The organism is Streptococcus sp. LMAG:39 (genome assembly GCF_008680485.1).
Classification (GTDB): Bacteria; Bacillota; Bacilli; order Lactobacillales; family Streptococcaceae; genus Streptococcus; species Streptococcus pasteurianus.
In genome coordinates, this window is sequence record NZ_NALE01000001.1 from 1,489,584 (window position 1) to 1,514,999 (window position 25,416).

Annotated in this window: 27 protein-coding genes, 1 tRNA gene and 2 pseudogenes; 24 read left to right on the forward strand and 6 right to left on the reverse strand. The window is 37.9% G+C overall.

Annotated elements, in window-relative coordinates; all coding sequences use genetic code 11:
* Position 1 precedes the first annotated feature (1 nt).
* The 3 genes from CCC20_RS07625 to CCC20_RS07635 all read right to left on the reverse strand — a co-directional run bounded on the left by CCC20_RS07625 (position 2) and on the right by CCC20_RS07635 (position 3,099).
* On the reverse strand, positions 2-805 hold the full coding sequence (locus CCC20_RS07625; RefSeq protein WP_003063373.1) for a PTS mannose/fructose/sorbose transporter subunit IIC: 804 nt from the start codon (positions 803-805) through the stop codon (positions 2-4).
* A 159-nt stretch (positions 806-964) separates the two neighbouring features.
* Positions 965-1,957: a PTS sugar transporter subunit IIB gene (locus CCC20_RS07630; protein WP_041973825.1), complete on the reverse strand. Its 993-nt coding sequence runs from the start codon at positions 1,955-1,957 to the stop codon at positions 965-967.
* 329 nt (positions 1,958-2,286) lie between these two features.
* Positions 2,287-3,099 carry a Cof-type HAD-IIB family hydrolase gene (locus CCC20_RS07635; RefSeq protein ID WP_003063376.1) on the reverse strand — a complete coding sequence of 271 codons (813 nt, stop codon included), beginning with the start codon at positions 3,097-3,099 and terminating at the stop codon, positions 2,287-2,289.
* Between the two features lie 89 nt (positions 3,100-3,188).
* Between CCC20_RS07635 and CCC20_RS07640 the strand changes: the two genes are divergently transcribed.
* The 7 genes from CCC20_RS07640 to mobT all read left to right on the forward strand — a co-directional run bounded on the left by CCC20_RS07640 (position 3,189) and on the right by mobT (position 10,013).
* Entirely contained in the window at positions 3,189-3,773 is a 585-nt protein-coding gene (locus CCC20_RS07640) for a hypothetical protein (protein ID WP_117508856.1), read from the forward strand.
* A gap of 143 nt (positions 3,774-3,916) precedes the next feature.
* Positions 3,917-4,516 (forward strand): DUF1361 domain-containing protein, encoded by a 600-nt coding sequence (locus CCC20_RS07645; protein ID WP_003063380.1) that lies wholly within the window; start codon positions 3,917-3,919, stop codon positions 4,514-4,516.
* Positions 4,517-4,620: 104 nt separating this feature from the next.
* Positions 4,621-6,042, forward strand: a complete 1,422-nt coding sequence (locus CCC20_RS07650; RefSeq protein ID WP_013851479.1) for an NCS2 family permease — start codon at positions 4,621-4,623, stop codon at positions 6,040-6,042.
* 457 nt (positions 6,043-6,499) lie between these two features.
* Positions 6,500-6,814 carry a YdcP family protein gene (locus CCC20_RS07655; protein ID WP_000420682.1) on the forward strand — a complete coding sequence of 105 codons (315 nt, stop codon included), beginning with the start codon at positions 6,500-6,502 and terminating at the stop codon, positions 6,812-6,814.
* Between the two features lie 15 nt (positions 6,815-6,829).
* Positions 6,830-7,216: a YdcP family protein gene (locus tag CCC20_RS07660; protein WP_000985015.1), complete on the forward strand. Its 387-nt coding sequence runs from the start codon at positions 6,830-6,832 to the stop codon at positions 7,214-7,216.
* Positions 7,217-7,244: 28 nt separating this feature from the next.
* On the forward strand, positions 7,245-8,630 hold the full coding sequence (locus CCC20_RS07665; protein WP_000813488.1) for an FtsK/SpoIIIE domain-containing protein: 1,386 nt from the start codon (positions 7,245-7,247) through the stop codon (positions 8,628-8,630).
* A 177-nt stretch (positions 8,631-8,807) separates the two neighbouring features.
* The gene (mobT, locus tag CCC20_RS07675; protein ID WP_000398284.1) at positions 8,808-10,013 is read left to right on the forward strand and encodes a MobT family relaxase; all 1,206 of its coding nucleotides are present in this window, start codon (positions 8,808-8,810) and stop codon (positions 10,011-10,013) included.
* An 87-nt stretch (positions 10,014-10,100) separates the two neighbouring features.
* On the opposite strand, the gene CCC20_RS07680 is transcribed toward mobT, so the two are convergent.
* Positions 10,101-10,781, reverse strand: a complete 681-nt coding sequence (locus tag CCC20_RS07680; protein ID WP_001015311.1) for an IS6-like element IS1216 family transposase — start codon at positions 10,779-10,781, stop codon at positions 10,101-10,103.
* 75 nt (positions 10,782-10,856) lie between these two features.
* On the opposite strand from CCC20_RS07680, the pseudogene CCC20_RS07685 reads away from it, so the two are divergent.
* The 4 genes and pseudogenes from CCC20_RS07685 to lytR form a co-directional block, all read left to right on the forward strand.
* Positions 10,857-11,087: pseudogene (locus tag CCC20_RS07685) on the forward strand (tyrosine-type recombinase/integrase); the annotation flags it as partial.
* A gap of 242 nt (positions 11,088-11,329) precedes the next feature.
* On the forward strand, positions 11,330-11,773 hold the full coding sequence (tsaE, locus tag CCC20_RS07690) for a tRNA (adenosine(37)-N6)-threonylcarbamoyltransferase complex ATPase subunit type 1 TsaE (RefSeq protein ID WP_003063385.1): 444 nt from the start codon (positions 11,330-11,332) through the stop codon (positions 11,771-11,773).
* Positions 11,766-12,278 (forward strand): GNAT family N-acetyltransferase, encoded by a 513-nt coding sequence (locus CCC20_RS07695; protein ID WP_003063386.1) that lies wholly within the window; start codon positions 11,766-11,768, stop codon positions 12,276-12,278. The genes tsaE and CCC20_RS07695 overlap by 8 nt, the downstream gene beginning before the upstream one ends.
* A gap of 10 nt (positions 12,279-12,288) precedes the next feature.
* Positions 12,289-13,446: a glycopolymer--peptidoglycan transferase LytR gene (gene lytR, locus CCC20_RS07700; protein ID WP_003063388.1), complete on the forward strand. Its 1,158-nt coding sequence runs from the start codon at positions 12,289-12,291 to the stop codon at positions 13,444-13,446.
* 118 nt (positions 13,447-13,564) lie between these two features.
* Here the strand turns inward: lytR and CCC20_RS07705 are convergent, their stop codons facing one another.
* Together CCC20_RS07705 and CCC20_RS07710 are read right to left on the reverse strand one after the other, a co-directional pair.
* Positions 13,565-13,867 carry a hypothetical protein gene (locus CCC20_RS07705; RefSeq protein WP_003063390.1) on the reverse strand — a complete coding sequence of 101 codons (303 nt, stop codon included), beginning with the start codon at positions 13,865-13,867 and terminating at the stop codon, positions 13,565-13,567.
* The gene (locus CCC20_RS07710) at positions 13,864-14,283 is read right to left on the reverse strand and encodes an HIT family protein (RefSeq protein ID WP_003063392.1); all 420 of its coding nucleotides are present in this window, start codon (positions 14,281-14,283) and stop codon (positions 13,864-13,866) included. The genes CCC20_RS07705 and CCC20_RS07710 overlap by 4 nt, the downstream gene beginning before the upstream one ends.
* Before the next feature lie 63 nt (positions 14,284-14,346).
* Here CCC20_RS07710 and CCC20_RS07715 point away from each other — a divergent pair, with 63 nt between their 5' ends.
* The 13 genes and pseudogenes from CCC20_RS07715 to CCC20_RS07775 all read left to right on the forward strand — a co-directional run bounded on the left by CCC20_RS07715 (position 14,347) and on the right by CCC20_RS07775 (position 25,415).
* A complete protein-coding gene (locus CCC20_RS07715) occupies positions 14,347-15,072 on the forward strand; it encodes an ABC transporter ATP-binding protein (protein ID WP_013851484.1) in 726 nt (241 codons plus the stop codon).
* A gap of 1 nt (position 15,073) precedes the next feature.
* Positions 15,074-16,108, forward strand: coding sequence for an ABC transporter permease (locus CCC20_RS07720; protein WP_003063395.1), 1,035 nt, complete (start codon positions 15,074-15,076; stop codon positions 16,106-16,108).
* A 64-nt stretch (positions 16,109-16,172) separates the two neighbouring features.
* On the forward strand, positions 16,173-16,967 hold the full coding sequence (gene ccrZ, locus CCC20_RS07725) for a cell cycle regulator CcrZ (protein WP_012961430.1): 795 nt from the start codon (positions 16,173-16,175) through the stop codon (positions 16,965-16,967).
* The gene (gene trmB / locus CCC20_RS07730) at positions 16,967-17,605 is read left to right on the forward strand and encodes a tRNA (guanosine(46)-N7)-methyltransferase TrmB (protein WP_003063401.1); all 639 of its coding nucleotides are present in this window, start codon (positions 16,967-16,969) and stop codon (positions 17,603-17,605) included. Before ccrZ ends, trmB begins: the two co-directional genes overlap by 1 nt.
* 41 nt (positions 17,606-17,646) lie before the next feature.
* Positions 17,647-17,731: transfer RNA gene (locus CCC20_RS07735), tRNA-Ser, on the forward strand.
* Between the two features lie 399 nt (positions 17,732-18,130).
* Positions 18,131-18,608, forward strand: a pseudogene (locus tag CCC20_RS11425) (hypothetical protein); the annotation flags it as partial.
* A 252-nt stretch (positions 18,609-18,860) separates the two neighbouring features.
* Positions 18,861-19,346: a ribosome maturation factor RimP gene (gene rimP, locus CCC20_RS07745; protein ID WP_172456429.1), complete on the forward strand. Its 486-nt coding sequence runs from the start codon at positions 18,861-18,863 to the stop codon at positions 19,344-19,346.
* 84 nt (positions 19,347-19,430) lie between these two features.
* Positions 19,431-20,621: a transcription termination factor NusA gene (nusA, locus tag CCC20_RS07750; protein ID WP_043910362.1), complete on the forward strand. Its 1,191-nt coding sequence runs from the start codon at positions 19,431-19,433 to the stop codon at positions 20,619-20,621.
* A gap of 19 nt (positions 20,622-20,640) precedes the next feature.
* Positions 20,641-20,937 carry an RNase P modulator RnpM gene (gene rnpM, locus CCC20_RS07755; protein ID WP_003063410.1) on the forward strand — a complete coding sequence of 99 codons (297 nt, stop codon included), beginning with the start codon at positions 20,641-20,643 and terminating at the stop codon, positions 20,935-20,937.
* The gene (locus CCC20_RS07760; RefSeq protein ID WP_003063412.1) at positions 20,930-21,232 is read left to right on the forward strand and encodes a YlxQ-related RNA-binding protein; all 303 of its coding nucleotides are present in this window, start codon (positions 20,930-20,932) and stop codon (positions 21,230-21,232) included. Before rnpM ends, CCC20_RS07760 begins: the two co-directional genes overlap by 8 nt.
* Positions 21,233-21,251: 19 nt before the next feature.
* Positions 21,252-23,960 (forward strand): translation initiation factor IF-2, encoded by a 2,709-nt coding sequence (infB, locus tag CCC20_RS07765; protein WP_058692747.1) that lies wholly within the window; start codon positions 21,252-21,254, stop codon positions 23,958-23,960.
* 451 nt (positions 23,961-24,411) lie between these two features.
* On the forward strand, positions 24,412-24,762 hold the full coding sequence (gene rbfA / locus CCC20_RS07770; protein ID WP_003063416.1) for a 30S ribosome-binding factor RbfA: 351 nt from the start codon (positions 24,412-24,414) through the stop codon (positions 24,760-24,762).
* 110 nt (positions 24,763-24,872) lie between these two features.
* Positions 24,873-25,415 (forward strand): LOG family protein, encoded by a 543-nt coding sequence (locus tag CCC20_RS07775; RefSeq protein WP_013851487.1) that lies wholly within the window; start codon positions 24,873-24,875, stop codon positions 25,413-25,415.
* Position 25,416: the final 1 nt, after the last annotated feature.

Below are 25,416 nucleotides of genomic sequence, written 5' to 3' on the forward strand. Positions count from 1 at the left end.
TCTAGTAGTCTTCTAGGATATCGCCAATTGGGTCACCAGAACCTGAAGCAGTTCCGCCTCCATTTCCACCTTTTTCTGAAAGGTTAAGGTAGATAAAGGCAAGAGCAACACCGATTGTACCAAGTGCGATAAGAGTAAGATCAGAGACAGCTGCTACAGCAAAACCGATAGCGAAGAATGGCCACACTTCACTCGTAGCCATCATGTTGATAACCATAGCGTAACCTACGGCAACAACCATACCACCACCGACGGCCATACCACCTGACAACCAGTCCGGCATAGCGTTAAGGATAGATTGTACTGCTGAAGTTGGTACTGCAAGAAGAAGTGCAGCAGGAACAGCAATACGAAGTCCTTGAAGGAATAGGGCAACTAAGTGAGTGCGTTCAACAGCAGCGATGTTTCCTTCTTTAGCGGCAGCGTCAGCACCGTGAACAAGGGCAACAGAAGCTGTACGAACAAGCATTGTAAGGAAAAGACCAGCAACAGCAAGAGGGATAGCAGTCGCAGTTGCAACAGCGATACCTTTAGTTGTGAAATCTCCACCTTTGACCATGATAATGGCAGCAGCTACTGAGGCAAGGGCAGCATCAGGCGCAACAGCAGCACCAATGTTAGCCCAACCAAGAGCGATCATTTGAAGTGAACCACCAAGGATGATACCTGCTTCAAGGTTACCAGTAACAAGACCGATAAGCGTGCAGGCAACTAGTGGTTGGTGGAATTGGAATTCGTCAAGGATACCTTCAAGACCAGCGAAGAAGGCAACTACAACGACTAAAATCATAGAAATAACTGACATTATTCTAGTTCCTTTCGTTTATAAAAGTTTTCAATGTGCAATAGGTAAGCCAGAAACCACGGCTTACTTAATTTGGATAAAAACAGGATGTTGAATTTGTGTTTATAATAATCGGTAATGTATAGAAACGCTCACTTTTTATGTTAAACACAGCTCATATTATTGAACGTTTGCTTTTTTGATAAGATCAAACAAGTCTTTCTTAGAATCATTAGGAACTTTACGTACATCAAATGTTACGCCAAGATCACGTAATTTTTCAAATGTGGCAACATCATCTTTATCCATAGATAAAACGTTGTTAACCATTGTTTTACCTGTTGAGTGAGCCATTGAACCAACGTTAAGTTCTTTAATTGGCACACCACCTTCGATAGCTTCAAGAGCTTCTTGAGGTGTTTCAAACAAGATAAGTGCATGTGTGTTACCAAAACGAGGGTCTTTAGCGGCTTCAATCAATTTCTTGATTGGAACAACGTTTGCTTTAACACCATTTGGCGCAGCTTGTTTAATCAAACCTTTACGTAATTCGTCTTTAGAGACAGTATCAGAAGCAACGATAATACGATCTGCTTTAGATGCTGGTGTCCAGTTTGTTGCAACTTGGCCGTGAAGAAGACGTGTGTCAATACGAGCGAGGTTAATTTTAAGTTTACCATCACCAATGACAGTTCCTTCTGGGATAGCACCTTGAGGTGCAGCTTGTGCAACAGGCGCAGCAGCAGCTTTTTCAGCTGGATTGAGTTCTTCAGGAAGTGCTTTAACACCGTCTTTAGACTCTTTAATGATATTTGCAACAACTTGTTCAACACCTGCATTAGCGTCCATCATACGCTCTGTATAGGCTTGGATAAGCATTGGCAAATTGAGACCTGTAATGATAGCCATCTTGCGGTCTGGATTTTCACCCATCACGCGACTAGCTTGGTTAAATGGAGAACCACTCCAAAGGTCAGCTAGTACGAGGATTTCATCATCAGCATCAAATTGTGCGATAGCATCGTTGAAGTGTGCATACAAATCATCTGGTCCTTCGCTTGGCATGAAAGTTACGACTTGAACTTTCTCTTGTTCGCCAAAAATCATAGAACCTGATTGATGAATACCTTCAGCAAATTTACCATGGCTGGCAATAATAATACCGATACCCATTCTTGTTCTTCCTCCTTTTAAATATTTTTCGTTGAAACAAAAAAGAATAATCTCCTTCCAAGCGAACTTGGCAATTCTTTTCCGTTTCAAGGAAATTTAAGAACAATATTATTGTAAAACGTTTTCAATAAAAAAGCAATAGCTTTTTTATTGAAAAAGTAGCATAAATCATGAAAAATTTTCAGAAACGCTCAGGTTAAAACGACTGAATTTGACAGAAAAAATAGCATTTGTTCGGATACTGCCTATCAAAAAAATGAAAATGTTATGAAAACGTTTTAAAAAGAATGAAAAAAGAAAAAACTCAAAAAAGAGAGTTTTTCATAAATTTATAGAAAAATTTTTTCAAGTTCTTTGGCAACACCATCTTCTTCATTAGAAAATTCACTTTGTTTATCGGCAAATGGCAGAAGAGTGTCACTTGCATTTTTCATAGCGTAGCCTGTTCCAGCAAATGATAGCATCTCGGTGTCATTATGTTCGTCACCAAAAGCAATCAAGTTATCTTGAGAGATATTGAGTATTTTTAGGAGATATTTTAAAGCATAGGCTTTGTTGATACCTTTTGGTGAAAATTCGAGAATGTTCAGCGGACCGCCCCAAGAATCAACTTCGATTGCGTAATTGAAGTGTTTACGCATCTCTTCTGCAAGAGCGTATTTATCTTGATGGCGTGTTTGCATGAGAATGCCGTTCGGATTTTTAGTGATTTTTTTGATGTCCATTGACATTTTTTTAGTAATTTCTGGGACACCGAAAAGCTGAGGGTTTACGCGATTATGGTCTTGGGCGCTAATATAGAATTTTTTTCGGTACTCGCTGGCAATAAAATCTGCTTCAATGCTTTGTTGCATATCAAGAATATCAAGCAGGTATTGCTTGTCAATCGTAACGCTATGTTCCCATTCCCATTTTTTCTCGGGTAAATGCGTGAGCGAGCCATTGAAAGAAATCATCGGAGTCGATAATTCAAGGCGGCGATAGTGTTCAAGTGCCATACGATAAGGACGCCCAGTTGCAATAACGACCTTATGCCCTTTATTTTGAACCTTTTTAATCGTTTCAACGGTATAATCTGAAATGGTATTGTCGCTGCGCAACAATGTGCCGTCTAAATCAAGTGCAATCATTTTCTTTATCATAGCTGTTATTATAACAAAAAAGACTATAAAATTAAAAGAAAAGATTTCTATGCTATAATAGTAGTAATAAAAAATGAGGTTTTCGATTCATGTATAAAATTGTTTGGAGTCACTTATTTGCCTTGGGCATTATTCTGGGAGTTGTTTATTATCAGTCTAACGTTGATGGTTTGATGAATGACGTCCTGTTTGCTTTGTTGACTTTGGAAATGGGATTTTTATTCTATTATTTCAAACACGTTTTGTTACGTGGCTTGGTTTTAATATTTTGGTGCTTTTTCTATCCTTATAATTTGAATGTCTTGTTTAGTGTGGCTAACACATCTTGGGATACTGCTGCTTTATGGACATCAAATGGGATGAAATCTTTCATGCTTTATTTGGCAGTTCTTGTATTTGCCTTGATTGCTGGAACATTGAGTATACGGTTGATCTTAAATGCATTTAAATTAAATCATTATATTCAAGTATTCTTTGTAATGGGAATTGCATTTTTTGCTAGTCTAATGTTTCAGATTTTACGAACATTGGGGATTACTTGGAAAGTGATTTTATCACAACACCTCAATATTTTTGAGCAGGTCTCAAAAGCTCTGACAACAATTAATATGCCATTTATTCTAGGATTAATGGTTGTACAGGTGATGATGTTTATTTTGTTGGATAATGATTAATTAAGCTAAGGAGTTGCCCTTGGCTTTTATTTTTTAGTATTTTACCACCATGTCTGGTGGTTATGCTCACTTTATTTGTTAGTTTTAAAGGGCTTTTTAAAATCTTTTTTGTTATAATGTCTGTTTAAGGAAAGGAGAAAAACATGGCTAAAAAAATTGTTTTTGTTCATCTATTTTTCGGAGGTATTGCTTTTGGCATTTATCATTATCATCTTGAAGGACCAGACCTTGTTTGGAATATGTTTTTAGCTTTGGTGGCTCTTGATTTTTCACTTGTTTCCTATTATATAAGTAAAAAAGTTGTAAGGGGATTAGGAGCTATTCTGTGGCTATTCTTTTATCCTAATACTTTCTATATGTTAACGGATATTGTTCATATGCAATTTACAAGCACAGTATTGTGGAACAAAACGAGTTTGATTTTGTATATGTTATATGTGTCTAGTATTTTGTTTGGTGTTCTTTGTGGGATTGAAAGTGTTAAAAATATTGTTCTTACTTTTAAACTAAAAAATTATTATTTACGGTTGCTTTTTATTGGTGTTTTGTCATTTATTTCAAGTTTTGCTATCCATATCGGGCGTTACGCCCGCTTGAATTCTTGGGATATTTTCACACGTCCAAAAACCGTTATTAGTGAAATTCTAGACGTTGTTAGCTGGGATGCTGTTCATTTTGTGTTAGGGTTTACATTTATTCAGATTTTATGTCTGGTATTTCTTGACCGAGAAAATTTCAAATAAAGTTATTGAAAAATGAACGTTTTTTTGATAGACTATATGAGTTGTTCGGAAATTGTACGAAAAACGATTATTATTAACCCTATCAAAGGAGAAACCATTTTAAAATGGAAAAGTTTTTTAAACTTAAGGAACATGGTACAGATGTTCGTACAGAAGTAACTGCTGGTTTGACAACTTTCTTTGCAATGTCTTATGTTTTATTTGTCAACCCTTCAATTCTTTCACAAACTGGTATGCCTACGCAAGGTGTATTCCTTGCTACTATTATAGGAGCTGTTGTTGGTACATTGATGATGGCTTTTTATGCAAACCTTCCGTATGCCCAGGCACCTGGTATGGGACTTAATGCTTTTTTTACTTATACAGTTGTCTTTGCATTAGGATATACTTGGCAAGAAGCGCTAGCGATGGTTTTCATTTGTGGAATTATTTCACTTGTGATTACTCTTACTAAAGTTCGTAAATTGATTATTGAGTCAATTCCTGCAACTTTAAAATCAGCGATTTCAGCAGGTATTGGTATTTTCCTTGCTTACGTTGGTATCAAAAATGCTGGTTTCTTGAAATTCTCTGTTGATGCAGGAACATACACAGTATCTGGAACAGGTGCTGACAAAGGTCTTGCTTCAATTACAGCTAATGCTTCAGCCACTCCAGGTTTGGTTGCTTTTAACACACCTGCTGTTATCCTTGCATTGATTGGTCTTGCTATTACTATTTTCTTTATTGTTAAAGGTATTCGTGGTGGCGTTATTCTTTCAATTGCTGTAACAACTATTCTTGGTATTTTTATGGGCGTGGTTGATCTTGGTTCAATCAACTGGTCAGCGACAAACTTATCTGCTTCTATCAATGATTTGAAAGAAGTGTTTGGTGTTGCTCTTGGAAGTCAAGGTTTGGGGTCGTTGTTCTCAGATGCCTCACGTATTCCAGGCGTTTTAATGGCAATCCTTGCTTTTGCTTTAACAGATATCTTTGATACAATTGGGACACTTGTTGGTACTGGTGAGAAGGTTGGTATTGTTGCTACAACTGGTGAAAATAAAGAGTCTCAAGCGCTTGATCGTGCCCTTTATTCTGATCTAGTTGGTACAACATTGGGTGCGATTGCAGGTACTTCAAATGTAACAACTTACGTTGAATCAGCAGCAGGTATCGGTGCTGGTGGTCGTACTGGTTTGACTGCCCTTGTTGTAGCTGTTCTCTTTGCTATTTCAAGCTTCTTTAGTCCACTTGTTTCAATCGTTCCTACACAAGCAACCGCACCTATCCTTATCATCGTTGGTGTGATGATGCTTTCAAATCTTAAAAATGTTAAATGGGATGATTTGAGTGAAGCTATTCCAGCTTTCTTCACATCAATTTTTATGGGATTCAGCTATAGCATTACTTACGGTATCGCAGCTGGATTTATCACTTACACATTAGTTAAAATTGTGAAAGGTCAAGCTAAAGATGTTCACTTTGTTATGTGGATTTTGGACTTCTTGTTCATTCTTAACTTTGTTTGCTTGGCAATTTTGTAAAAGATATAGTTTTAGATGAAAGCTGGAGGAGAAATTCCTCCAGCTTTTTTCAATCTTTTTAGGCGGTATTGAGTAGCTGTTTTAAGGTGCTTGCAAAATTAGAATTTTGAATTTTTATAATAAAAATAGCATAAAAATCTAGTTATCCGCATAAAAACTGGACTTATCACACTTTATCAAGGTCAAAACCACTCAATTTACTACTAATTTACTACTTATGAATGAGCTTTGATACGACGATTTATCCTTGAAAAGTGAAGATATAAAGATACTTCCAATAAAATTTGAATATTTAATAGGTAGACACTTCAAAAAATGAGGTGTCTATTTTTTTACCCGATTTTGAAAGGAAGTGAACTTATGAAAACAAAAAATCAAGAATCAAAAGGTCGTTCCCCACTCTTTAAGACCATCAAACATTCATTCAGCCAATAAAAAAGAAAGGATAGGTAAAAATATGGAACTTAAATTTGTGATTCCCAACATGGAAAAAACATTCGGCAATTTAGAATTTGCTGGCGAGGATAAAGTCGTTCAGCGAAGAATCAACGGACGGCTAACTGTCTTATCAAGAAGCTATAATCTCTATTCTGATGTTCAAAGAGCAGATGATATTGTGGTGGTGCTTCCTGCTGAAGCTGGCGAAAAACATTTCGGCTTTGAGGAACGTGTGAAGTTAGTCAATCCACGTATTACCGCAGAGGGCTACAAAATCGGCACTCGTGGTTTTACAAATTACCTTTTACATGCTGACGACATGATAAAAGAATAAAGAAAGAGAGGAAAAATGATGAGATTAGCAAATGGCATTGTATTAGATAAAGACACGACTTTTGGAGAATTGAAATTCTCTGCTCTACGTCGTGAAGTGAGAATCCAAAATGAAGACGGGTCGGTTTCAGATGAAATCAAGGAACGTACCTATGACTTAAAATCCAAAGGACAAGGACGCATGATTCAAGTAAGTATTCCTGCCAGCGTGCCTTTGAAAGAGTTTGATTATAACGCACGGGTGGAACTTATCAATCCCATTGCGGACACCGTTGCTACTGCCACCTATCAAGGAGCAGATGTTGACTGGTATATCAAGGCAGACGATATTGTGCTGACAAAGGATTCTAGTTCATTCAAAGCTCAACCACAAGCAAAGAAAGAACCGACACAAGACAAATAGTCGCTAGGTAGAAAGGAGACTTTTTCGCATGAAACAGCGTGGTAAAAGGATTCGCCCATCTGGTAAAGATTTAGTCTTTCATTTTACGATAGCGTCACTCCTGCCTGTTTTCCTGCTGGTTGTCGGACTGTTTCATGTGAAGACAATCCAGCAGATCAACTGGCAGGATTTTAACCTATCACAAGCAGATAAGATTGACATTCCCTATTTAATTATCAGTTTCAGTGTCGCAATTCTTATCTGCTTGCTGGTAGCGTTTGTATTCAAACGGGTTCGCTATGATACGGTTAAACAACTTTACCACCGTCAAAAACTGGCAAAGATGATACTTGAAAACAAGTGGTATGAATCTGAACAGGTCAAAACAGAGGGTTTCTTTAAAGATAGTGCTGGTCGTACAAAGGAAAAGATAACCTACTTCCCTAAAATGTATTATCGACTTAAAAATGGCTTGATACAGATACGGGTGGAAATCACGCTGGGAAAATATCAAGACCAACTCTTACACTTGGAAAAGAAATTAGAGAGTGGCTTGTACTGTGAGCTGACGGATAAAGAGTTAAAGGATTCCTATGTGGAATATACTTTGCTCTATGACACCATAGCCAGTCGTATTTCTATTGATGAAGTAGAAGCTAAAGATGGTAAACTTCGCTTAATGAAAAACGTATGGTGGGAATATGATAAGCTCCCTCATATGTTGATTGCTGGTGGTACAGGTGGCGGTAAAACTTACTTTATACTGACACTGATTGAAGCCTTGCTTCATACAGATTCAAAACTGTATATTCTTGACCCGAAAAATGCTGATCTTGCGGACTTAGGTTCTGTGATGGCAAATGTCTACTATAGAAAAGAAGACTTGCTTTCTTGCATTGAAACATTCTATGAAGAAATGATGAAACGTAGTGAGGAAATGAAGCAGATGAAGAACTATAAGACTGGCAAAAATTATGCTTACTTAGGTCTCCCGGCACACTTCTTAATCTTTGATGAATACGTCGCTTTCATGGAAATGCTGGGAACAAAAGAAAACACCGCAGTTATGAATAAGCTGAAACAGATTGTCATGTTAGGTCGTCAAGCTGGCTTCTTTCTAATACTGGCTTGTCAACGTCCAGACGCAAAATATTTAGGCGACGGAATCCGTGATCAGTTTAATTTCAGAGTGGCTTTAGGTCGTATGTCTGAAATGGGCTATGGCATGATGTTTGGCAGTGACGTACAAAAGGATTTCTTCTTAAAGCGAATCAAAGGTCGTGGCTATGTTGATGTAGGAACAAGTGTCATATCAGAGTTTTATACTCCCCTTGTACCAAAAGGATATGATTTCTTGGAGGAAATTAAAAAGTTATCCAACAGCAGACAGTCCACGCAGGCGACGTGCGAAGCGGAAGTCGCAGGTGTGGACTGATCTTGCTGGCTGGTGTGGCAATAGCCACGCCAGCACTTAACCCCCCGTATCTAACAGGGGGGTACAAATCGACAGGAAACAGTCAAAAAAACATTAGAAAATCCTTTGGTTACAAGGGATTTACAAAATTTCAGCGTATGTCAAATGGGCTTTAAAAGTTGACATACGCCTTTTTGATTGGAGGGATTTTTACTGAATGAACAAACTTGGTTACAGCATTTAAAAGAAAAACGCTTGGCTTATGGACTATCTCAAAACCGTTTAGCTGTTGCGACTGGTATTACAAGGCAGTATCTAAGCGATATTGAAACAGGAAAAGTCAAGCCATCAGAGGATTTACAGCAGTCCCTTTGGGAAGCTCTGGAACGCTTCAATCCCGACGCTCCCCTTGAAATGCTGTTTGATTATGTAAGAATTCGCTTTCCGACAACAGACGTACAGCAGGTGGTCGAAAACATCTTACAACTGAAACTGTCCTATTTTCTTCATGAGGACTATGGTTTCTATTCTTATTCAGAGCATTATGCTTTAGGCGACATATTCGTCCTTTGCTCCCATGAACTGGACAAAGGAGTTCTGGTGGAATTGAAAGGTCGTGGGTGCAGACAATTTGAAAGCTATCTTCTGGCACAACAAAGAAGCTGGTATGAGTTCTTTATGGACGTTTTGGTGGCTGGCGGTGTGATGAAACGCCTTGACCTTGCCATTAACGATAAGACAGGGATTTTAAATATCCCTGTACTCACTGAAAAGTGCCAACAGGAAGAATGTATCTCCGTCTTCCGCAGTTTTAAAAGCTATCGCAGTGGCGAACTGGTACGCAAAGAGGAAAAGGAATGTATGGGAAACACCCTCTATATCGGTTCATTACAAAGTGAAGTTTATTTCTGTATCTATGAAAAGGACTACGAGCAGTACAAGAAAAATGATATTCCCATTGAAGACGCAGAAGTAAAAAACCGTTTTGAGATTCGATTGAAAAATGAGCGTGCCTATTATGCAGTCCGTGATTTACTCGTCTATGACAATCCAGAGCATACCGCCTTTAAAATTATCAATCGGTATATCCGTTTTGTAGATAAAGACGATTCCAAACCTCGTTCTGATTGGAAACTGAATGAAGAATGGGCTTGGTTTATTGGGAACAATCGTGAACGATTAAAACTAACCACAAAACCAGAGCCTTACTCCTTCCAAAGGACGCTGAACTGGCTATCTCATCAAGTTGCCCCGACCTTAAAGGTTGCGATTAAACTTGATGAAATCAACCAGACGCAGGTTGTAAAAGACATTCTCGACCATGCGAAACTGACAGACCGACACAAGCAGATTTTGAAGCAACAGTCAGTAAAAGAACAGGACGTGATAACAACAAAAAAATAACTCAAATACAAATTCATTGAATATAGAGAGGAGGGTTCTGTTGCAAAGTTTTAAATAAAGAATAAAATCCCTTACGGTATCTATGATTTAAGCTGGGATTCCCAATAATACCTTGATTTCAGTACAGACCGAAAACCCGAAGAGAGTGCCTTCTTTTCGGGTTTTCTTATATAATCCTCGAATGGCTTCCATGCCTTTAATCGTGGTAGAGGCAGTGCGTAAACTTCGATAGAATTTATTGCGTCTCTTTACTGGACGATGGTCTTGTTCAATCAAATTATTCAGGTATTTAATGGTACGATGTTCTGTCCCTTGATAAAAGCCGTATTCTTTTAGTTTCTTAAAGGCACTTGTAATAGAGGGGGCTTTATCTGTGACTACAACCTTCGGTTCATCAAACTGCTTCACTAACCGCTTAAGAAAAGCATAGGCTGCTTGTGTGTCCCGTTTTTTACGTAACCAAATATCCAAGGTTAAACCATCTGCATCGATGGCTCGATACAAATAATGCCATTTTCCTTTAATTTTGATGTACGTTTCATCCATTTTCCATGAATAAAAGGATTTTTTATTTTTCTTTTTCCAAATTTGATAGAGTAGTTTGCCATATTCTTGCACCCAACGATAAATCGTCGTATGAGAAACGTTAATGCCACGATCATATAAGATTTCTTGAACTTCACGATAGCTAAGGTTATAACGAAGATAGTAGCCCACGGCTACAATAATCACATCCTGCTGAAATTGCTTTCCTTTAAAATGATTCATCGTCATTCCTCCTGCTATCTTTTTCTATTATTCTACCTTATTTGATAGTAGATTTAAAACTTTGCAACAGAACCCAATAAGTATAACGAGGATAAATTGCCACACATCACTCCACATAGTTTGCGACATACATTCTGTACCAACTATGCAAATGCAGGAATGAATCCAAAGGCATTACAGTACATTATGGGACATGCTAATATAGCCATGACGCTGAACTATTACGCACATGCAACATTCGATTCTGCAATGGCAGAAATGAAACGCTTGAATAAAGAGAAGCAACAGGAGCGTCTTGTTGCTTAGTAGTACAAATGAATTTACTACTTATTTACCACTTCTGACAGCTAAGACATGAGGAAATATGCAAAGAAACGTGAAGTATCTTCCTACAGTAAAAATACTCGAAAGCACATAGAATAAGGCTTTACGAGCATTTAAGAAAATATAAAAAGATAATTAGAAATTTATACTTTGTTTATCCTTAAAAATAGGATAAAAATCGGACGAGACTTGGAAGAGCTCCAGTTTTTTGATATAATAGTTCCATGTTTTATAGTCACAATGAAGATGAGTTGATTGCTTATGGAAATCGGCTTGGTCAAGAATTACAGGCAGGAGATGTTCTTGTTTTAACAGGAAATCTTGGTGCTGGTAAGACAACCTTAACCAAGGGAATCGCTAAAGGACTTGATATTCACCAGATGATTAAGAGTCCAACATACACGATTGTTCGAGAATACGAAGGAAGTTTACCACTTTATCATTTAGATGTTTATCGTATCGGAAATGATCCTGATTCTATCGATTTAGATGATTTTTTGTATGGTGATGGCGTAACTGTGATTGAATGGGGAGAGCTTCTTGAGACTGACTTGCTTGGTGATTATCTAGAAGTTGTTATTACGCCGTCAGGAGATGGGCGTGAAATAACACTACATGCTAATGGTTCACGTAGTCAAGCGCTTTTGGAGGCGATTGAACGTGGCTGAGCAGGAAGTTATCATTGAGGAAGCGCAGCCTTCAGATGCCAAAGCTTTGATTGATTTACTCGATCAAGTCAATGCAGAAACAGATTTTATCATTTTAGAGAAAAATTTATCTATTGATGATATGCAGACTTTTTTGCAAATACGTGCAGAAGTCTTAAATGAAATTTGTTTGGTTGTTAGAGTTGGTTCTGAGCTTGCGGGAGTGCTTAATATTGTTAGCACGAACTCACCACAAACTAATCATATCGGAGATGTTTTCATTGCATTGCAAGAAAAATATTGGGGATACGGGCTTGGTTCACTGTTAATGGAAGTTGCTCTTGATTGGGCAGAGCAAACGCCAATGATTCGCCGTTTGGAGTTAACAGTTCAAGCTAGAAATAGCAGAGCTGTTCACCTTTATGAAAAGTTCGGTTTTAAGATTGAAGCTGCGAAAGAACGTGGCGCAAAAACTAAAGATGGAGAATTTCTTGACGTCTACTTGATGAGTAGGTTGATAGACTAAAAGTAAACAAATGAAACTCGGAAAAAAAATTCTGCTAATGATAGCAGCAATCTTTGTAACAACAATTGTTGCCTTAGGTGTTTATATTACAACAGCTTACAATTTCTCAACAAGTGAGCTTTCAAAAACGTTTAAAGACTACAAGACGTCTGATTCTAGTAGTAATGCTATTGAGCAAACAAAACCTATCTCAATTCTTTTGATGGGGGTTGACACAGGCGATTCAGAACGTACATCAACGTGGGAAGGTAACAGCGATTCTATGATTCTAGTGACTGTTAATCCTGAAACGAAAAAAACAACGATGACTAGTTTGGAGCGTGACGTTTTGGTGACACTTACTGGACCAGAAGATAATGATATGAATGGCGTTGAAGCTAAATTGAATGCTGCATATGCTTCTGGTGGTGCGCAAATGGCTATCATGACGGTACAAAGTTTGTTGGACATTACTATTGATTACTATGTCCAAATCAACATGCAAGGTTTGGTAGATTTGGTTGATGCTGTTGGTGGTATTACCGTAACCAATAATTTCGATTTTGCCATTTCGATTGCAGAAAATGAACCTGAATATACAGCAACCGTTGAACCTGGTACTCACAAGATAAATGGTGAACAAGCTTTGGTTTACGCACGTATGCGTTATGATGACCCTGAAGGTGACTATGGACGTCAAAAACGCCAACGTGAAGTCATTCAAAAAGTTTTGCAGAAAATTTTAGCACTTGATAGTGTAAGTTCATATAAAAAAATCCTTTCTGCTGTAAGTAGCAATATGCAAACAAATATTGAAATTTCATCTAGCACGATTCCAAGCTTACTTGGCTATACAGATGCTTTGGGTGATATTAAAACCTACCAACTACAAGGTGAGGATGCGACGATTAATGGTACATCATATCAGATTGTCACATCAGACCATCTGCTTGAAATTCAAAATAATATCAAGAAACAACTTGGCTTAGATGAAAGTACAACCTTGCAAACGACAGCTGTTCTCTATGAAAATCTTTATGGTAGTGGAATATCAAGCTCTTATGATAGTGGCTATGGTGATTATAGTAGTTTTAGCGGCTATGACAGTGGTTATAGTGATTACAATAGTGGTGGTTATAGCGACTATAGCACAGATACTTATTCTGATTACAGTGCTTATTCATATTAAAATAATAGAGGCTGAGATTTTATCTCAGCTTCTTTAATTTGAAAAAATTTGGTCTGATTAGTTCCCTTATCAGTGGCTATTATAAAACCACCAAGCCTTTTAGCTTGGTGGTTGTTGCTTAGTTTTCTTCTTGATATTTTGCTAGCGTTGCTTTGATTTGCTCTAAGCGGCTATTGGTTTCTTGTTCAAAAAGGCGACGTTTGTAATCCAAATCTTGGCTGATTGTTTGAAGTGTTGGAAGCTGGTTGTTAATGTCGTCAATACTGCGACGAATTTTTACGATGTCAGTTGAAATTCTTTCGCTAATGTCATCAGCTTCTGCGATTTCTGCTTTAAATTGGTCGCGGTTTTTATAGACATGATAGGCTGCATATCCTGCGCAGCCAGCCACGCCGAGTGCGATAAGATGTCTTAATTTCATGCTTTTACCTCTTGAGAGATTTGCTCTGCTAATTTGCCAAGAGCTTCAAAGTTAGGTTCATGTTCTGTGAAAGCAAATGTGACTTCATCGTTAGCATCATAACGTGGGATGAGGTGGACGTGTGCATGGAAAACAGTTTGTCCAGCGACTTCTTCGTTGTTATTAAGAATGTTCATTCCGACAGCACCAGTAGCTTTTTGGACGGCACGTGCGACTTTCGGTAAACGAGAAAAGAGTGTTTCTGATGTTTCTTGAGACATGGCAAGAACATTACGGACGTGCTCTTTTGGAATTAATAGAGTATGTCCTTTAGTTGTTTGTGAAATGTCTAAAAAAGCAAGTACTTGGTCATCTTCATAGACTTTTGATGACGGAATGTCACCAGCGATAATGTTACAAAAGATACAATTTTCCATTTGAATCACCTATAATCCTTTGATTTTGTTATAATTATTATATCAAAAATTTGTGGGTATCTTATGTTAAAAATTGAAAATATAACAGGGGGATATATTAACATCCCTGTCTTAAAAAATATTTCTTTTGAAGTTGGTGATGGTGAGCTTATTGGCTTAATTGGTTTGAATGGGGCTGGTAAGTCAACGACAATCAATGAAATTATTGGGCTCTTAACGCCATATCAAGGGCAAATTTCGATTGATGGTTTGACTTTGGCGCAGAATCAGGCAGAATATCGTAAGAAAATTGGATTTATCCCAGAAACGCCAAGTTTATATGAAGAATTGACTTTACGTGAACATTTAGAAACAGTTGCAATGGCTTATGACCTTAATTATGATGAGGCGATGGCGCGTGCGACAGAATTGTTGGAACTTTTCCGTTTATCTGATAAATTAGAGTGGTTTCCGATTAATTTCTCTAAAGGGATGAAGCAGAAGGTCATGATTATTTGTGCCTTTATGGTTAATCCAAGTTTGTTTATCGTTGATGAGCCCTTTTTGGGCTTGGACCCATTAGCAATTTCTGATTTGACAGAATTATTGGCGCAAGAAAAGGCAAAAGGAAAAGCGATTTTGATGTCAACACACGTTTTGGATGCTGCTGAAAAGATGTGTGACCGTTTTGTGATTTTGCATCAAGGGAAAATTCGTGCAACTGGTACATTAGCAGAGCTACGTGAAGCATTTGGTGATGAGACAGCAACGCTTAATGATATTTATATGTCATTGACTAAAGAGGTGTGATATGAAAGAAGTTTTTCAAAAGCGCCGTAGTGCTTTTTTAGGGCAATGCTTAAAGTATCTTCGTTATGTCTTTAATGACCATTTTGTGCTAGTCTTGGTTTTCTTAACAGGCTTTCTGATGGTTCAATACAGCCAGCTGTTACGTCAGTTTCCAAGTCAGACAGTCGTTATTGACGTGATTTTGGTCTTGGTTATCCTTGTTTTGCTTAGCCTTGGGAAGATTGCGACTTATTTGGAAGCACCTGATAAATTGTTCTATTTGCCAAAAGAAATTGAGATTTTGCAATGGCTATCACAGGCAAGACGTCGTGCTTTTGTGATTTGGACAATCGTGCAAACGGCAATTCTTGTTTTATTAGCTCCCATCTTCTTTAAACTAGGTTTTTCAACGGTTACCTTTGGCATTTTATTGCTTGCTTTAGCGGTTGTGAAATGGCTTGTAATGAAAGAAAAAAGCAAGGTATTCTTTTCTCAAGGAAAATTTTCATGGGATGCTGCCATTTCTTATGAAGCAAAACGTCGTCAAGGAGTGCTTAAATTCTTTTCACTTTTCACAACGGTTAAGGGAATTTCAGCTAGTGTGAAACGTCGTTCGTACTTGGATAGTTTGCTTGGTTTGGTCAAAAAAACACATGCCAAAACATGGTCAAATTTATACCTACGTGCGTTTTTACGGAGTTCAGATTATTTTGCTTTAACCTTGCGATTACTCGCATTGAGCTTGCTTGCGCTTATCTTTATTTCCAATCGCTTGGTAGCAGTTGGCTTGGCTTTGGTCTTTAATTATTTATTACTTTTTCAATTATTAACCCTATCCCAACATTTTGATTATCAATATTTGACCAATCTTTATCCAATTTCTGAAAAGCAAAAGGCGGCTAATTTAAAGACATTTTTGAAAAAATTATCGTATTTATTGGGCTTTTTGGAGTTGTTATTAACGTTTTCTTGGCAAGCAGCAGGCTTATTGATTTTGGTAACGGTTATTATTACAGAATGGTATCTTCCTTACAAAATCAATAAGATGATTGACTAGGCGCTGTAAAACAAGTAAAATAGGAGTAAACAAACGATTCACGAAAGAAAAGGAGGGCGGACAGGTGACAGTATCGGATCAAGAATTGACAATGACTCCCTTGCAAGGTAAGAGTGGTAAAGCCTTTATTGGTCAATATCCAAACGGTGAAAAAATCTTTATTAAATTGAATACGACACCGATTTTGCCTGCACTTGCTAAAGAACAGATTGCACCACAATTATTGTGGGTACGTCGAACTGGCAATGGTGATACAATGAGTGCTCAAGAGTGGCTTGATGGTAGAATTTTGACAAAAGAGGATATGGGGAGTAAACAAATTGTCCATATTCTTTTGCGTTTGCACAAATCACGCCCTCTAGTTAATCAGCTGTTACAGTTGAACTATAAGATTGAAAATCCTTATGATTTGTTGGTGGATTGGGAAAAAAATGCCCCACTTCAAATCCAAGAGAATACTTATCTGCAAAGTATCGTCAAAGAATTAAAACGCAGTTTACCAGAGTTTCGTTCAGAAGTTGCAACGATTGTGCATGGTGATATTAAGCATAGCAACTGGGTCATTACGACTAGTGGTATGATTTACCTTGTTGATTGGGATTCTGTACGATTGACAGATAGAATGTATGATGTAGCCTTTCTTTTGAGTCATTACATTCCATATTCACGTTGGCATGAGTGGTTAAATTATTATGGTTACAAGGATAATGAGAAAGTACGCCAAAAAATTGTTTGGTACGGACAATTCTCATATCTTTCACAAATTTTAAACTGTTTTGATAAGCGTGACATGGAGCACGTGAATCAAGAAATTTATGGTTTACGAAAATTTAGGGAGTTAGTTAGTAAAAAGAAATAATGCGAGTTAGAAAACGTAAGGGTGCTGAGGAGCACTTAGAAAATAACCCACACTATGTTATTTTAAATCCAGAAGAAGCCAAAGGACGTTGGCGCGAAGTATTTGGTAATGATAATCCAATCCACATTGAAGTAGGTTCAGGAAAAGGAGCCTTCATTACTGGAATGGCTTTGCAAAATCCAGATATTAACTATATCGGAATTGACATTCAAGTATCTGTGCTTAGCTATGCTTTAGATAAAGTGTTAGATAGTCAAGCACCGAATGTTCGTTTGTTGTTAGTTGATGGCTCTGATTTGACAAATTATTTTGCAGATGGTGAGATTGATTTAATGTATTTGAATTTTTCAGATCCATGGCCGAAAAAACGTCATGAAAAACGCCGTTTAACTTATAAGACATTCTTGGATACTTACCGTCAAATTTTACCAGAACAAGGTGAAATTCATTTCAAAACGGATAACCGTGGTTTGTTTGAATACAGTTTGGCAAGTTTCTCACAATATGGCATGATTTTAAAACAAGTTTGGTTAGATCTGCATGCTAGTGATTTTGAGGGAAATGTCATGACTGAATATGAGGAAAAATTTTCTCAAAAAGGACAAGTCATTTACCGTGTTGAAGCACAATTTCAGTAATTAGTGGACTGGTTAAAGAAGTGGTTATCTAAGCTTCTTTCGGAGAGGTCGCATAGTGGTCGAGTGCGCACGCTTGGAAAGCGTGTAGTCCAATTGGGCTCGGGGGTTCGAATCCCCTCCTCTCCTTACAAAATTGAATAGTAAAAGATGCCCTTTATTTTATAGATAATGATGTAAAAAATCAGGGCATTTTTTGTACTCAATTATCGTAATGTTATTGAGATTTATGAATGGGAAAGACTCTCACCGATGTTAATAAATATTTAAAAAATAATAACTATAGTTTGAATATTTGGGAGCAAGCTGCTGGTAGTAAAACTACTTAGAATGGTGAGGCTGTAATGGTATTAGGAAAAGTAAGGGATTTTTTTAATCAAGCATCATTAAGTATTTTGCTGTGTTAATGTTATTGATACGCTCAGTGTATAACGGTGTTTTGATTGGCCATGACAATCTCATCGTTTTAGCAATCTTGGTAGGAATACTAGTCCTTATGAAAAATTATCAGTAAACATAATCTAGGTCTTGGCAGAAAATAATAGCATTGTTTACAATAACAATCAGGAAACAAATGAGGTCGCAAAAGAAATTCATCAGCTTACTGGAAATCAGAGCGATTCGTCAACGGATAGAATTTTGGTTGTAACGGCGGATAAAGAACATGTAGATAGTTATTTTATCCAATATGCTAGTTGTTATTATCCGTGGGATGCCAATGTTGATATACCAGAGATAATTTTGTGTCGGCTGACCAAGAATTTTTAGATTTAATGGCATTGTACAGCGACAGCGCAACAAGGTATTACCTCTGGAATGAAAATATTGATACTAGGGATAATTTCGATTTAACAGACGATGACTTTATTGCACTCTAAAAACATATGACGAAGTCTTGATTTTAGATGACCATTATACGTTTAATGCCTTGACGAAAAAATTATTTGGTCGGACATATTCCCCAGGATTGTATAAAGTATCAGACATTCTTGCTGGGAAAGGGTAAGTTTTCTAGCTTCATCAAGCATAAGTCTTGATATTTCAGATAAAATGTGCTATTATAATAGAAAATAAGAGGAAGGAGGCGAAGTTTGTGACTTCGCCTCTTGTGGTGCTTAAATCTCATTTTAGCTAAAAAGGCTAGTGATTACAAGAGATTAAGAGCGAAGTTCTACGATGAGACGCTACAAGTCCACTTCGTAGAAGTAAGTGATCGTAGTGAACTTTCTATTTTTGATTTTAAAAGATAAAGGAGGGGATTCTTATCGCAAACGCAAATACAATCATTGATGTCGTTACAGAAGTGGTTGCACCAGCTATTAAAGAGCCGTTTGAATTAGTTGATGTCGAGTATGAGAAGATGGGGAGCGATTATGTGCTTAGCATCTTAATTGACAAGCCAGAAGGCATTACGGTAGATGATACAGCAGAGTTGACTGAAATTATCAGCCCTTTGCTTGATGCCATTAAACCAGACCCATTTCCAGAGCAGTATATGTTGGAAGTGTCTAGCCCTGGTTTAGAGCGTCCGTTAAAAACGAAAGAAGCTCTTGAAAAAGCTGTAGGTTCTTATGTCAATGTTAGTCTCTACAAAGCGATTGATAAAGTTAAGGTATTCCAAGGGGACCTTGTTGCTTTTGACGGTGACACATTGACCATTGATTATTTGGATAAAACGCGGAAAAAAACAGTTGAAATTCCGTATTCGACAGTTGCAAAAGCGCGTTTGGCAGTGAAATTGTAGTCAAGTTTTACAAACTACAATCTGATTTTATTTAGATATAGACGAAAGGATACGCTCTACTGACCATGTAGAGCAATGAAAACAATGAGCAAAGAAATGCTAGAAGCCTTCCGTATTTTGGAAGAAGAAAAACACATTAACAAAGAAGACATCATTGATGCTGTGAAAGAGTCTTTGAAATCAGCTTACAAACGTCGTTATGGTCAATCTGAATCATGTGTTATTGAATTCGATGACAAAAAAGGTGATTTTAAAGTTTACACTGTTCGTGAAGTTGTTGAAGAAGTTTTTGATAGCCGTTTAGAAATCAGTTTGTCAGATGCGTTGAAAATCAGTTCAGCTTATGAACTCGGTGATAAAATTCGTTTTGAAGAATCTGTTGCTGAATTTGGTCGAGTTGCTGCTCAATCAGCTAAACAAACAATCATGGAAAAAATGCGCCGTCAAATTCGTGAAGTAACTTACAATGAGTACAAACAACACGAAGGCGAAATCATGACTGGTACTGTTGAACGTTTTGACCAACGTTTCATCTATGTTAACCTTGGTTCGCTTGAAGCGCAATTATCACACCAAGATCAAATTCCTGGTGAAACCTTCAAATCACATGACCGTATTGAAGTTTATGTTTACAAAGTTGAAAACAATCCAAAAGGTGTCAACGTTTTTGTAAGCCGTAGCCACCCACAATTCATCAAACGCATTATGGAACAAGAAATTCCTGAAGTATTTGACGGAACAGTTGAAATCATGAGCGTTTCACGTGAGGCAGGCGACCGTACAAAAGTTGCTGTTCGTAGCCACAATCCAAACGTTGATGCTATCGGTACTATTGTCGGTCGTGGTGGAAGCAACATTAAGAAAGTGATTAGCAAATTCCATCCAAAACGTTATGATGCTAAGGCTGGTATTGAAGTGCCAATCGAAGAAAATATTGATGTTATCCAATGGGTTGAAGATCCAGCGGAATTCATCTACAATGCCATTGCGCCAGCAGAAGTTGATATGGTTCTTTTTGACGAAGAGGACAGTAAACGTGCGACTGTTGTCGTTCCTGACAATAAATTGTCACTTGCTATTGGTCGTCGTGGACAAAACGTTCGTTTGGCAGCTCATTTAACTGGCTACCGTATCGACATCAAATCTGCATCAGAATACGAAGCACTTGAAGCTGAACATGAAGCAAACGCAGCTGTAGCACAAGAAGAAGTTGCACCTGTTGAAGAAGCAGCTGAATCTGTTGAAACTGAAGTTGTAGCAAACGACGCAGAGTAAAGAAAGATAGAGGTGTTTGATGGCTAAAACACGTAAAATACCTTTAAGAAAATCAGTTGTTTCAGGCGAAGTAATTGATAAGCGCGATTTGCTTCGCATTGTTAAGAATAAAGAAGGCGAGATTTTTATCGACCCGACTGGTAAGAAAAACGGTCGCGGTGCCTACATCAAACTTGACAATGAAGAGGCAATCCAAGCTAAAAACAAAAAAGTGTTTAATCGTAGTTTTTCAATGGAAGTTCCTGACGAATTTTACGATGAATTAATTGCTTACGTTGATCACAAAGTAAAAAGAAGAGAGTTGGGTCTTGAATAACCGTGAAAAATTGTCAAATTTAATTGGTCTAGCACAGCGAGCAGGAAAAGTTATCTCTGGTGAAGAGTTAGTTATCAAAGCGATTCAATCTGGAAAAGCACAGCTTATTTTTCTTGCTAATGATGCTGGCGCTAATTTGACAAAGAAAACAGCTGATAAATGTCAATATTACAAAATAGAAGTCTCTACAGTGTTTAACACACTGGAATTAAGTGCTGCTCTTGGAAAACCACGTAAAGTGGTAGCCATAGCAGATGCTGGATTTTCAAAGAAAATGAGGACTCTTATGAACTAAAAGAATAGGAGGACATCAATTGTCAAAGAAAAGATTATATGAAATCGCTAAAGAATTAGGTAAATCAAGCAAAGAAATTGTTGAATATGCTCAAGAATTAGGACTTGCTGTTAAGAGCCATTCTTCTAGCGTGGAAGAATCTGATGTCAAACGTATTGTGGCAAAATTTTCAGATAAGCCTCAATCTACTCCAGCTAAACCTAAAGTAGAAAAAGCATCTGAAAAAACAGTTGCACGAGCTCCAAAAGCTACTCCTGCAACACCATCAAAACCACAAAGCCGTAATTTTAAGGCTGAGCGTGAAGCACGTGCCAAAGCCGAAGCTGAAAGACGTGCTAATGGTGGCGATAAAAAACGTCGTAACGACCAGCGTCGCGATGATCGTTCAAATCCTAATGACCGACAAGGGAATACTCAAAATAATCGCAAACAGAATAAACGCGATCACAATCCTCAAAATCATAGTCGAAGAGATCAACGTGATAACCGTCAGCAAGCAGCAAAACCACGTGTTGACTTTAAAGCACGTGCCACTGCTATAAAAGCTGAACAAAATGCTGAGTATTCACGTCAAAGCGAAAAACGAATTTATGAGCAGGAAAAGGCCAAACGTAAAGCAACTGCTGCAAAAGAGCAAGAACAAAAAGCTCGTGTTGAGGCAAAAGCTAAGAGTGAAGAGAAGAAAGCGGTAGTTAAAAAGGTTGCGCCTGCTCCACAAACTGTGGTGGCAGAACATCCTACCCCAACTGCTGATAAACGTCGTAAGAAACAAGTTCGTCCTGAAAAATCACATGATTACAGTCATGAAGACGAATCGCGCAAGAATAAAAATAGAAAAAACTGGAATAATCAAAACCAAGTGAGAAATCAAAGAAATAGTAACTGGAATAATAATAAGAAAAACAAAAAAGGTAAAAATAATCGTAATAATGCTCCAAAACCTGTAACAGAGCGTAAGTTCCATGAATTGCCTAAAGAATTTGAATATACTGAAGGTATGACAGTCGCTGAAATCGCAAAACGTATTAAACGCGAACCAGCTGAAATTGTTAAAAAATTGTTCATGATGGGTGTTATGGCAACACAAAACCAATCCCTCGACAGCGATACAATCGAACTGCTGATGGTTGATTATGGTATTGAAGCTCATAAAAAAGTTGAGGTTGACGAAGCTGATATCGAACGCTTCTTCGTAGATGAAGATTACCTCAACCTTGAAAACATGGTTGAACGTGCGCCTGTTGTTACAATCATGGGCCACGTTGACCACGGTAAAACAACCCTTCTTGATACCCTTCGTAATTCACGTGTCGCTACAGGCGAAGCTGGTGGTATCACGCAACATATTGGTGCTTATCAGATTATTGAAAATGGTAAGAAAATTACTTTTCTTGATACGCCAGGACATGCGGCATTTACATCAATGCGTGCGCGTGGTGCATCAATTACAGATATTACAATCTTGATTGTTGCTGCTGATGACGGTGTTATGCCCCAAACAGTCGAAGCCATTAACCACTCTAAAGCTGCTGGTGTCCCAATCATCGTTGCAATTAACAAGATTGATAGACCAGGAGCCAACCCAGAACGTGTTATTGGTGAACTGGCAGAACACGGTATTATTTCAACTGCTTGGGGTGGAGACTGTGAATTTGTTGAAATTTCAGCCAAATTTGGTCAAAACATTGATGAATTGCTAGAAACAGTTCTCCTTGTTGCTGAAATGGAAGAATTGAAAGCTGACCCTACAGTTCGTGCTATTGGTACAGTTATTGAAGCTCGTCTTGATAAAGGTAAAGGTGCTATCGCAACACTTCTTGTTCAACAAGGTACTCTTCACGTTCAAGACCCAATCGTTGTTGGTAACACGTTTGGCCGTGTTCGTGCTATGGTTAATGACCTTGGACGTCGTGTAAAAGTAGCTGAACCATCAACACCAGTATCAATCACTGGTTTGAATGAAGTACCTATGGCAGGTGACCACTTCGCCGTCTATGAAGATGAAAAAGCTGCGCGTGCCGCTGGTGAAGAACGTGCTAAACGTGCATTGATGAAACAACGTCAAGTAACACAACGTGTTAGCCTTGAAAACCTATTTGATACGCTTAAAGCAGGTGAAGTTAAGACTGTTAATGTTATCATCAAAGCCGATGTACAAGGTTCAGTTGAAGCTCTTGCTGCCTCACTTCTTAAAATTGATGTTGAAGGCGTTAAAGTCTCAGTTGTCCATTCAGCTGTTGGTGCTATTAACGAATCAGACGTTACCCTTGCTGAAGCCTCAAATGCCTTCATCATTGGATTTAACGTACGTCCTACACCACAAGCACGTCAACAAGCAGAAACTGATGAAGTAGAAATTCGTCTTCATTCAATTATCTACAAAGTTATCGAAGAAGTTGAAGATGCCATGAAAGGTATGCTTGACCCTGAATACAAAGAAAAAATTATCGGTGAAGCTATCATCCGCGAAACTTTCAAAGTTTCTAAAGTTGGTACAATCGGTGGATTCATGGTTACAAGTGGTAAAATCACTCGTGATGCTAACGCCCGTGTCATCCGTGATGGTGTCGTTATCTTCGACGGAAAACTTGCTAGCCTTAAACACTTCAAAGATGACGTTAAAGAAATCGGAAACGCCCAAGAAGGTGGTTTGATGATTGAAAACTACAACGACATTAAAGTTGATGACATCATCGAAGGCTACATCATGGAAGAAATTAAACGTTAATTCCCATTGAGACTAAAGTTTCTAATGGCGTATGATAAGCTCTAGCAGACTTTCAGTTGATGGCTAGCTTTCAAGAATTCTCTAGTAAAAACAGAGCTACATACTGCAGTCTTGTTTTACCACGGTGGTAGCTATCTTTAGAGTATCAACAAATTTAGTTTTTATGAAATAATTTCTAAAATTTGTAAGTCTTGTCTATTGATTGATTATTTGCGAGCGAAGCGAGCAACAAGACGCTACTTACCGCTGTGGTGAAAGTGGCTGAATTTACTACTATTCAGCCACTCGGAAGTTTTGAGACTTTAGGCTCAAAACTTAGGCATGGAATTCCTTGGATTCCTTCAATAGTCCACTGGACTATTGAACCTGCCGTCCGCACCACTTAAGGAAAGTATTAAAAAGACTTCTTTAGAAAAATAAGAAATATCAAAATAACTAGAAAGGATATTTTATGGCTAATCATCGTGTTGACCGTGTTGGTATGGAAATTAAACGTGAAGTAAACGAAATTTTGCAGAAAAAAGTTCGTGACCCACGTGTTCAAGATGTGACAATTACTGATGTCCAAATGCTTGGAGATCTTTCAATGGCTAAAGTGTATTACACTATTCACTCTGAACTTGCGTCAGATAATCAAAAAGCCCAAACTGGTCTTGAAAAAGCAAAAGGAACTATCAAACGTGAACTTGGTCGCAACTTAACTATGTACAAAATTCCAGATTTGACATTCATCAAAGATGAATCAATCGAATACGGCAATAAAATTGACCAAATGCTTCGTGATTTGGAAACTAAAAAATAACATAGCTTTCCATTTCAGTTAAAAATAGAAAAACAATTAAGAACTCGCTAATTGGCGGGTTCTTTTGTGTTATAATAAAAGTGTTTTTTTGAAATGGGGAAATAAAAAAGATGAATATTACAGTTTATTTGGCTTCAAGTATGGGAAATACACCAGATTATCATGAACAAGTTGTCGCATTTGCGAATTGGTTAGCTCAACATGACCATTGTTTGGTTTATGGTGGAAGCAAAACTGGGCTTATGGGAGTTTTGGCGGACACGGCATTGGCACAGGGGGCTAAAGTCTATGGTATCATGCCTGATTTTATGCAAAAACGTGAAAAGGCACACCAAGGCTTAACACACTTGCAAATTGTTGATAACATGGATGAGCGTAAGCGTCTCTTAATGGAAGAGGGCGACATTTTAGTTGCATTTCCAGGCGGTCCAGGGACACTTGAAGAAATTATTCAGGCTATTTCATGGGCGCGTGTTGGGCAACTCGACAAACCCTGCTTGCTTTTTAACATGAACGGTTACTATGATAGCCTCAAAGAACAATTTAATCAGATGGTGTGTGCAGGATTTTTAACGACATTTGACCGCAAAAAGGTTATCTTTGTCGATAGTCTGCAAGCGTTAGAAGAGGTTATCAGTAGTTATCAGAAATGAA